The 8,911-nt window shown below is 59.6% G+C and carries 10 protein-coding genes; all 10 read right to left on the bottom strand.

Annotation, left to right across the window (positions count from 1 at the left end; translation table 11 throughout):
• Positions 1–135 precede the first annotated feature (135 nt).
• Positions 136–2,034, bottom strand: coding sequence for a chemotaxis protein CheA (locus DFR40_RS14540; RefSeq protein ID WP_173580394.1), 1,899 nt, complete (start codon positions 2,032–2,034; stop codon positions 136–138).
• A gap of 12 nt (positions 2,035–2,046) precedes the next feature.
• Positions 2,047–2,871: a protein phosphatase CheZ gene (gene cheZ, locus DFR40_RS14535; protein ID WP_121459218.1), complete on the bottom strand. Its 825-nt coding sequence runs from the start codon at positions 2,869–2,871 to the stop codon at positions 2,047–2,049.
• A 10-nt stretch (positions 2,872–2,881) separates the two neighbouring features.
• Positions 2,882–3,277: a chemotaxis response regulator CheY gene (cheY, locus tag DFR40_RS14530; RefSeq protein WP_076092273.1), complete on the bottom strand. Its 396-nt coding sequence runs from the start codon at positions 3,275–3,277 to the stop codon at positions 2,882–2,884.
• A 24-nt stretch (positions 3,278–3,301) separates the two neighbouring features.
• A complete protein-coding gene (locus DFR40_RS14525) occupies positions 3,302–4,240 on the bottom strand; it encodes a chemotaxis protein (RefSeq protein WP_121459217.1) in 939 nt (312 codons plus the stop codon).
• An 18-nt stretch (positions 4,241–4,258) separates the two neighbouring features.
• Complete coding sequence (locus DFR40_RS14520; protein WP_121459216.1) at positions 4,259–5,230, bottom strand: chemotaxis protein; 972 nt, start codon at positions 5,228–5,230, stop codon at positions 4,259–4,261.
• A 121-nt stretch (positions 5,231–5,351) separates the two neighbouring features.
• Positions 5,352–5,657 (bottom strand): STAS domain-containing protein, encoded by a 306-nt coding sequence (locus tag DFR40_RS14515; RefSeq protein ID WP_121459215.1) that lies wholly within the window; start codon positions 5,655–5,657, stop codon positions 5,352–5,354.
• A gap of 77 nt (positions 5,658–5,734) precedes the next feature.
• The gene (locus DFR40_RS14510; protein ID WP_121459214.1) at positions 5,735–6,808 is read right to left on the bottom strand and encodes a protein-glutamate methylesterase/protein-glutamine glutaminase; all 1,074 of its coding nucleotides are present in this window, start codon (positions 6,806–6,808) and stop codon (positions 5,735–5,737) included.
• Positions 6,809–6,834: 26 nt separating this feature from the next.
• Positions 6,835–7,443 (bottom strand): chemoreceptor glutamine deamidase CheD, encoded by a 609-nt coding sequence (gene cheD, locus DFR40_RS14505; protein WP_121459213.1) that lies wholly within the window; start codon positions 7,441–7,443, stop codon positions 6,835–6,837.
• An 11-nt stretch (positions 7,444–7,454) separates the two neighbouring features.
• Positions 7,455–8,273 (bottom strand): CheR family methyltransferase, encoded by an 819-nt coding sequence (locus tag DFR40_RS14500; RefSeq protein WP_245985698.1) that lies wholly within the window; start codon positions 8,271–8,273, stop codon positions 7,455–7,457.
• 88 nt (positions 8,274–8,361) lie between these two features.
• On the bottom strand, positions 8,362–8,911 hold a 550-nt coding region (locus DFR40_RS14495), incomplete at its 5' end, for a methyl-accepting chemotaxis protein (protein ID WP_245985695.1).

The following is an 8,911-nucleotide window of genomic DNA, read 5'->3' as shown; positions in this document are numbered from 1 at the left end:
TAAATAGGTAGCGTTGTTTTTTTACTCCGTTTCTAGGTAGACGACGCAAGCCAATGACAGACAGGTAAACCCCATAAAAAAACGAGGGGGCAAAGCCCCCTCGTTAACTCGTTGACCGACAAGGATTAAGTGACGTCAGGAAAACTCGAAATTCCTGATTGCGGTACCGGCGTCGACATGCTGACCGAAATCGGTCAACAACTCCTTCATGTCGAGAATCAGCACGATCTGACCGTTCGACAGGGTCGTCACCCCCGCCACACCCTTCGGGCGGAAGTCCTCGAGTGACTTGATGACCGCGTCGTCGCGGCCGGCAAAACTGTCGACGCCAAGGATGAAACTGCGCTCGGCGGTCTGCATGAAGACCCCGTATTCAGGCGAGCGATCGGTCGGCCACCCGAGCAATCTGGCCAGGGAAATCACCGGCAGCACTTCGCCACGCACAACCAGCGTTTCCTTACCGCCAACTTCCTGGATGCGCTGCTGGTCAATTGGCAGGATTTCGCGAACCAACGACAGCGGCAGCGCAAACGGCTGGTCGCCGAGCAGCACCAACAGAACCGGCAGGATAGCCAGGGTCAACGGCAGGGAAATCAGGAAAACCGAGCCCTTGCCCGGTTCGGAGCGGATTTCGACCGAACCGTTCAACTTCTGGATGTTGGTCTTGACGACGTCCATACCGACACCACGACCGGAAACGTCGGAAATCTGCGTCTTGGTCGAGAAGCCGGGCAGGAAGATCAGATTCAGGCTCTGCCGTTCATCGAGGGTATTCGCCTCCTCCTCGGAAATCAGCCCCTTGTCGACAGCCTTGGCACGAATCCGCTCGGCGCTCATCCCCTTGCCGTCATCGGCAATGATCAGCACGATGTGATCACCTTCCTGGCGCGCCTCGAGGCGAACCAGGCTCTTTGCCGGCTTGCCGGCAGCAGCCCGCTCCTCGGGCATTTCAACCCCGTGATCGACCGCATTACGGATCAGGTGGATCAACGGATCGGCGAGATCCTCGATCATCGTCTTGTCGACTTCGGTTTCTTCGCCGGCCAGGACCAGTTCAACATCCTTGCCCAACTGGCGCGCAAGATCGCGGGCGATCCGCGGATACTTCTGGAACAACCGGCCGATCGGCTGCATCCGCGTCTTCATCACCGAATTCTGCAGGTCGGAAACCAGCAAATCGAGTTGGCTCACAGCCTGATCGAGGGCATGCAGGGTCTCCGAATCGCTCTTGCCGGCAAGAATGTCCGCGCGCAGGCTGGTCAGGCGGTTCTTGGTCAGACCGATTTCCCCCGACAGGTTGAGAACCTGATCGAGGCGAGAGGTATCGACACGAATGGTGTTCTCACGCCCGCGTTCCTCGGCCCGCCGCGCATTGCTCGGCTGCCCCGCAGGACGGTCGCTGGCTCGCCGACCAAAAGGCGAAGGCGCCTCCTTGCCCGACGCTGCCTGGACGGCAACCGCAGCAGCCGGCTGAGCAGCGGCAACGGCTTCGGCACGAGTAATCAATTCACCTTGAGCCGGCTGCGCCGCCTCTCCGGTCACTGCGGCCTGAAGGCTCGCCCAGTCGGGCTCACCCGAAACAGGCGGGGAAGGCGGCACTGGCGCCGCAGCGGCCACGGCCGGCGCTGCGGCAGCGTGAAGATCACCGTTCAGGGCGCCCTGCAGCGCCGCAATCACGTGCGGATCAGCCGGCTGGGGCTGAACCCCCTGCCCCAGTTCGCCAAACATTTCACGCACGCCCTTGGTGGCATCCATGATCACATCCATCAACTCGGCGGTCAGTTCGAGCTCGCCATTACGCAAGCGATCGAACAGATTCTCCGTCAAGTGGCAGAGCGTGACCAGTTCGCTGGCATTGAGAAAGCCCGCACCACCTTTGACGGTATGGAAGCCGCGAAAAATATCGTTCAGCAGTCCTTTGTCATCAGGCATCTTTTCCAGGTCGACAAGCTTGTTATCGACATCGGACAAGAGATCATGGGCTTCCTGCAGGAAATCCTGCAGCAGATCTTCCATTCCCGAAAAGTCACTCATTTTCGCTCCTCCTCAGAAACCGAGGCTGTCGAGCAGGTCATCGACCTGCTCCTGATTGACGACCACGTCCGTTCGTCCCTGTGCATTGACGACCGGCCCGTTCATCAGGCTAGTCACTTCCTCGGTCCGCTTGGCATCCGGCAAGACCTCGATGAGCAAGCCCATCAACCCACTTTCAAGCTCCTGCGCCAGCACGACAATCTTCTTGATCACCTGCCCGGTCAGATCCTGAAAATCCTGCGCCATCATGATCTCGGTCAGTTGCGCATGTGTCGCCTGCGTCTTTTCCGGCAGCTGCTGATTGAAAAACTGCCGGGTTTCAATGGCGAGCTTGCGGAACTCTTCCGGCGACATCTGGTTGGCGAACACCCGATCCCAGGAATCACCGAGCCGCTTCGAACCGGCCGCAATATCGTCGACCAGCGGCCCGGCAATGTCTGTTGCATTGAGCACCCGACAGGCAGCCTGCTCGGTCAGGTTGGCGACATAGGCCAGGCGATCCTTGGCATCCGGCAGTGCCGATACAGTCTTCTCGATCAGCTTGTCATAGCCCAGCTGGCCCAGCGTGTCATGCAGGGTACGCGCCATGTGACCGATGCGATTGAAGACAGCTTCCTGCTGCGGCCAGGCATCGCCCTGTACCTGATCGCCACCGGCGACAGCGGCTGGACTCTCGGCCGCAACGCTGTCGAACAAGGCCTGCAGCTCATCGTTGTCGCCGTCATTTTTTCCCGGGGCGGGCGGCGGCACCGGGGCCGCTGGCGTTGCCGGCTGGTAATCCGAAGCGATCGAATCGAACAGGGCTTCGAGATCGGAGGAGTCGTTGCTTGCAGACATGATCTTCCCTTTAAGCCTGGCCGTATTTCTCGAAAATCTTGTTCAGCTTCTCGGACAGGGTTCCTGCCGTGAACGGCTTGACGATGTAGCCACTGGCACCGGCCTGGGCGGCTGCGATGATGTTCTCCTTCTTGGCCTCGGCCGTGATCATCAACACCGGCAAATGCTTCAGGTTCGGCGTGGCGCGAATTGTCTGCAACAGGGTCAGGCCGTCCATGTTCGGCATGTTCCAGTCAGTGACGACAAATTCGAAACCGCCGCCCTGCAACTTCTGCAGGGCAATAGCCCCATCCTCGGCTTCATCGACATTGGTAAAACCGAGCTCCTTCAAGAGGTTGCGAACAATGCGGCGCATGGTGGAAAAATCATCCACCACCAGAAACCTCGTTTTCGGATCAGCAGCCATGCAATACTCCAGTGTATTTTTTCGTTATCGCTCAATCAGCGGGCGCAAGGTATCCGCCAGCGCTTCAGCATCAAATTTTGCCACGTAGGCATCGACCCCCACCGATTTTCCCATGGCCCGGTTGGCCTCCGAAGACAGCGACGAATGCATGACTACGGGCACGCCCTCGAAACGCGGGTCCGCCTTGATATTCTTGGTCAGTACGTAACCGTCCATTTCCGGCATTTCGGCGTCGACTAGGATCAGACGAATCTCGTCGCGCAGATTGGTACCGATCTGTTGCGCGTGCGCGGCAATGCCCTGCAAGCGGGTCCAAGCCTCCATGCCGTTGGTTGCGTGCTTGTGACGCACACCGAGTTTGTCGAGCACTTCCGAAATCTTGCGCCGTGCGACCACAGAGTCGTCAACGAAAAACACGCTGGTATCGGGGTCGACCCTGGCAGGCAGGATATCGACGATCATCGCCTCGCCAAATGCGTTGGCCAGAATCTGTTCAACATCGAGAATCGAAACCAGACCACCACCTTCCAGTTCAATGACTGCGGTAATCAGGCCGTGATTGGCCGTCAGGACGCTTTCCGGCGCCTTAACACGGTCCCAGTCCACCCGGATGATGCGGTCGACTTCGTGCACCAGGAAACCGAGGGTGCGTTTCGAGTACTCGGCGACCATCATCGTCTTGCCGAGCCCCGGGGGCACACCTTCGAGTTGCAGGAAGGAAGCCAGCGAAAGCACCGGAATGACATTACCGCGGAGGGATATCAGCCCCTCGACGCCGCGCGGCATGTTCGGTGTCTTGGTGATGTGAGGCGTTCTGCCGACTTCACGTACCTTGAACACGTTGATGCCGAAAATTTCGCGCGTACCGAGCGAGAACAGCAGAATCTCCATCTTGTTGGAGCCTGCCAGGCGGGTTCTCGCATCGACGCTATCGAGCAGATTCTTGTTTTCAACCAGATTCATCTCTCTCTCCCCCGGCTCTCAGGTCTTCGCCACCAGTTGCTCGGCGTCCACGCCGAGGCGACGCGCAAGCGTTTCCGAAAGGCGTTGCGGCTCGAACTTGGGCACGTATTCGTCGACACCGACCGACTGCCCAAGCTTCTGATTCGACATACCCGACAGCGACGAATGCATGATGATCGGAATGTTGGCAAAACGCGGATCGGACTTGATCTTCTTGGTCAGGATATAGCCATCCATTTCCGGCATCTCGATGTCGGTGAGGACCAGATTGATGATCGAGGAAGCCGGCTTGCCGACAGACTTCGCGTAATTCGCCACCTTGTCCATTTCTTCCCACATCTGCCGACCATTGACCGCGGCAATTCCCTTGACTCCCATCGCTTCGAGGGTTCGCTCGATCTGCTTGCGGGCAACACTGGAATCGTCGCAATAGAAGACCGTGACATCGGGCCGATCGACGGTGACGACGCTGCGGAACATGATCTCGTTGTCGATGCTGGTCGTCTCGGCCAGCACCTTTTCGACATCCATCATCATGACCAGGCGATTGTCCTCAAGCTCGGTCACCGCAGTAACCAGCCCGCCCGTCTGTGCCGTCAGCATTTCCGGGGGCACCCGCATCTTGCTCCAGTCCAGGCGCAGGATGGTATCCACCCCCTCGACCAGAAAACCTTGCGTGTGACCGTTGTACTCGGTGACGATCATGATCTCGCGCGGCGTTTCGGCGGTAATGCCAGAGTATTTGGCCAGGTCGATCACCGGCACCAGGGCACCGCGCAGGCTGACCATTCCCTCAACCGACGAAGGCATGTCGGGCGCGGCCGTGATCGCGGGGGTACGCATCACCTCGCGCACCTTGAAGACATTGATGCCATAAGTCTCACGCCGCCCGGTACGCTGGTCGACACCGAGGAAGAAAAGCAAAATTTCAAGCTTGTTGGTTCCCGCAAGCTTGGTTCTTGCATCAATATTTTTCAGTAATTCCGACATTCCCATCCCCTCGCCTGTGATGCAGCTCGATATCGTTATCGGGCAAAGCTAACACGCATTCGATTCCTAGGCCAAACCCGCCATCTGCCTCCGCGTCACCGTATCGATGACCGGCAGAAAGTCAGACGATCCTGAACAGCTTGCTGAAATTCGCTATTTCGAGCACTTGCCTGACATTCCCCTGTACTCCGCTAAGCACGACATCCTTGCCGCAGCCGCCCATCTTGTCGCGCAACATCAGCAACATGCCAAGCGCCGAACTGTCCAGGTAATTCACCCCGGAAAAATCGACGGTGATCGCGCGGCATGCGTCGTCGGCGATCAGCGGCTCATAAGCTGCACGAAAATCCCGGTGGGTATTGAAATCGAAACGCCCGACCAAGGAGATCGTCGTCATTCCGGCCTCTTGCCTGACGGTTGTCTGCATCGCAATCCCTAAAAAATATCAAATCCGTTGTTAGTTTAATACTTTCAGCGTTTCCAGCAAGCCCTGACCAAAAATAATCAACGCGATGCTGCAGCCATGACCTTGCGCGCAATCTCGTCCAGCGGCGCCTGCTCCTCGACGCCACCGATCAGGAAAGCCTCGCGCGGCATGCCATAAACGACGCAACTTTGCTCATCCTGCCCGAAAGTCCTTGCCCCTGCCTGCCGCATCCGCAACATCCCCTGCGCCCCGTCCTTGCCCATGCCGGTCAGGATCACCCCGACCGCCTGGCGCCCGACCACCTGTGCCGCAGAGTCGAACAGGACGTCGACCGAAGGGCGGTGTCGATTCACCGGATCGCTAGCCGACAACTCGGTCTGCAGGCCGGACGGCGCACGACGGATCAGCAGGTGGGAATGCCCCGGCGCGATGTAGACCGTACCCGCCTCGACGCGCTCCCCGCCCTGGGCCTCGATCACCCTCGGCGCACAAAGACCGTCGAGGCGCTTGGCAAACGATTGCGTGAACGATTCAGGCATGTGCTGGACGATCAGGATCGGCGGGCAGGTTGCCGGGATGCCAAGGAGGAATTCCTTGATTGCCTCGGTCCCCCCGGTGGACGCCCCCAGAAAGATGATCTTCCCGGTCAGCGGACTTGCCGCTGTCGTCGTCGGCGCCGCCACCGACTGGCTCACCGGACGCGGGGCCGGCGGTGCAACCGGCGGGCGGGCAAGCGAACGGCCACGCACCCGGGCGGTGCGTGCCGCCCGGATCTTGTCTGCCAATTCTTCTGCATAGCTATCCATCGAATGTGCCGCATCCGGCCGCGGCTTGCCTATGAAATCGACGGCGCCCAGTTCCAGCGCCTTCAGGGTCGTTTCGGTAGTCGCGCCGGTATACGACGAGACCATGACGACCGGCATCGGACGCAGGCGCATCAGGCGGTCGAGAAATTCCAGCCCGTCCATCCCCGGCATGTGTACATCGAGCGTCAGCACATCGGGATTGACCGTCTTGATCAACTCGCGCGCGACCTGGGCATCCGGTGCCGCGCCGACAACCTCGAGATCGGGGAAGCCATTGATCATCGCGGTCAGCAGACCGCGCATCACGGCAGAATCATCAACGATCAGAACCCGGACTTTACTCATGTTCCATTACCGAAAGAAGCCAGCCATCAAATGAACAACTCGACGTCGCCACCCATCGGGGCATCGGAGAGTCTTGCCTTGTAATCCCGCTCGCGGCTGAACAGGGTCTCGTTATGGACCCGGTGCAGCTTCTTGACCAATACCCGGCCGCTTTCGGAAAAATAGTAAACCTTGCGTGGATAGGAATCGAGCAAGTCCTTGGCCACCACCGGAATCTTTTCGGTCTTCAGGTAGTTGAGAACGAACTCCGCATTGCGTACACCGACATTGCTGCTCGCCAGACTGGCCATCACCGCACCGCCACCGAACACCTTCGCTTCAAGCCGGTTGCGCCGCGCCCCCATCTTCAGGAGATGGTTGATCAGCACTTCCATGGCATAGGATCCGTAGCGCGCCGAAGTACCGACGGTGTCGCTGCGCCCCCCGTCATCGGGCAGCATGAAATGGTTCATGCCACCGATGCCGGCTTCGACGTCGCGCACGCAGGCGGCAACGCAGGATCCGAGCACGGTGACCAGCAGCATTCCCTGACTGGAAACGAAATATTCCCCAGGCAGGATCTTCGCCGCCTCGGTCGAGAAATGGCGGTCGAAATACCTGTTGGTAGCCAGATTTTCGTCGTAGGCGTGCTGCACGCGTGTCCTTTTCAGCGCGTTCCGGACAGGGCGTATACCGTTTTACCGAGCGACTTGAACAAATCGGCGGCATGCAGGAAGCTCTCCGAGTGGCCGGCGAAAAGCAGGCCATCCGGTTGCATCATCGGGGCGAAACGGGACAGGATCTTGTACTGGGTCGGCTTGTCGAAATAGATCATGACGTTGCGGCAGAAGATCACATCGATCGGCCCCTTGACCATGTAGGAAGCATCGAGCAGGTTGATTCGCTTGAACTCGATCAGTCGCTTAAGTTCCGGCCGGACCGCGGCGAAACCGTCCTGGTTGCCGGTACCGCGCAGGAAGAAACGGCGCAGCCGCTCCGGTGACATCTTTTCCAGCCGATCCATTGCATAAACGCCCTTCTGGGCTGTTGCCAGAACATTGGTATCCAGATCGGAAGCAATGATGCTGACGTGCGAAACCTCGTTACCGAAGGTTTCGGCGACCGTCATCGCAATCGAATACGGCTCTTCTCCGGTCGACGCTGCCGAGCACCAGATTTTCACCGGCCGCTTCGTACCCAGCTTGCGCAGGTGTTCGGCAAGCATCGGAAAATGGTGAGGTTCGCGAAAGAAGGAGGTGAGATTGGTCGTCAGAGAATTGACGAAACGCTCCCACTCGTCACCGCCGTTGCGCTCGAGGCTATCCAGATAGTCGCTGAAGCTGGCCTTGTTGAGTGCACGCAGGCGACGCGCCAGGCGCGAATAGACCATGTCCTTCTTGACGGGCGACAACGAGATCCCTGCATGCTGGTAGATCAGCTTGCGGACTCGCTCGAAGTCGGCGTCGGAAAAGGGAAATTCGCGCATCGTGCTCTCCCGGGGCGGCAGGACCTTGCCCAGTTCGGTGCGCAGACCGCCAACTGGCGGCAGGGGACGTTTCGGATCAAGGGCCATGTCAGAACTCTTCCCATTCGTCGTCAAGGCTGGTCGGCAGACTGCGCATCCGCTCACGCGGCGGCGGTCGCCGTTCGATTGCCGGCGCCGGCTGGACCGGCGGCGGCAGGCTGGGGCTGCGGGCTTCCGCAAGGCGGAATACGGCAACGGCGCGGGCCATCGACTCGGCCTGCTCCTCCAGACTTTCAGCGGCAGCCGCCGCCTGCTCGACGAGCGCGGCGTTCTGCTGCGTCACTTCGTCCATCTGGCTGACCGCCAGACTGACCTGCTCGATGCCGGCACTCTGTTCGCGACTGGCCTCGGCGATATCGGTGACGATCCGGGCGACCCGCTTGATGCTGGTCATGATCTCGGTCATCGTCGAGCCAGCCTGGTTCACCAGCTTGCTGCCGGTTTCGACGCGACCGACCGAGTCCGAGATCAATCCCTTGATTTCCTTGGCTGCGGCAGCGCTGCGCTGGGCCAGGTTGCGCACTTCGGTGGCGACGACGGCGAAGCCGCGCCCCTGTTCGCCGGCCCGCGCCGCCTCGACAGCAGCGTTGAGCGCCAGG

Source organism: Azonexus fungiphilus, assembly GCF_003634965.1.
In the GTDB taxonomy this organism is placed as follows: Bacteria; Pseudomonadota; Gammaproteobacteria; order Burkholderiales; family Rhodocyclaceae; genus Azonexus; species Azonexus fungiphilus.
The sequence above is the reverse complement of the archived record's forward strand: the minus strand, read 5'-3'. Positions and strand labels throughout refer to the sequence as shown.

What these genes read in the sequence shown, in the direction of transcription:
- DFR40_RS14525 (WP_121459217.1), bottom strand. Translation starts at nt 4,240, where the DNA reads ATGAATCTGGTTGAAAACAAGAATCTGCTCGATAGCGTCGATGCGAGA.
- DFR40_RS14515 (WP_121459215.1), bottom strand. Translation starts at nt 5,657, where the DNA reads ATGCAGACAACCGTCAGGCAAGAGGCCGGAATGACGACGATCTCCTTG.
- cheZ (WP_121459218.1), bottom strand. Translation starts at nt 2,871, where the DNA reads ATGTCTGCAAGCAACGACTCCTCCGATCTCGAAGCCCTGTTCGATTCG.
- DFR40_RS14510 (WP_121459214.1), bottom strand. Translation starts at nt 6,808, where the DNA reads ATGAGTAAAGTCCGGGTTCTGATCGTTGATGATTCTGCCGTGATGCGC.
- DFR40_RS14500 (WP_245985698.1), bottom strand. Translation starts at nt 8,273, where the DNA reads ATGCGCGAATTTCCCTTTTCCGACGCCGACTTCGAGCGAGTCCGCAAG.
- DFR40_RS14540 (WP_173580394.1), bottom strand. Translation starts at nt 2,034, where the DNA reads ATGAGTGACTTTTCGGGAATGGAAGATCTGCTGCAGGATTTCCTGCAG.
- cheY (WP_076092273.1), bottom strand. Translation starts at nt 3,277, where the DNA reads ATGGCTGCTGATCCGAAAACGAGGTTTCTGGTGGTGGATGATTTTTCC.
- DFR40_RS14520 (WP_121459216.1), bottom strand. Translation starts at nt 5,230, where the DNA reads ATGTCGGAATTACTGAAAAATATTGATGCAAGAACCAAGCTTGCGGGA.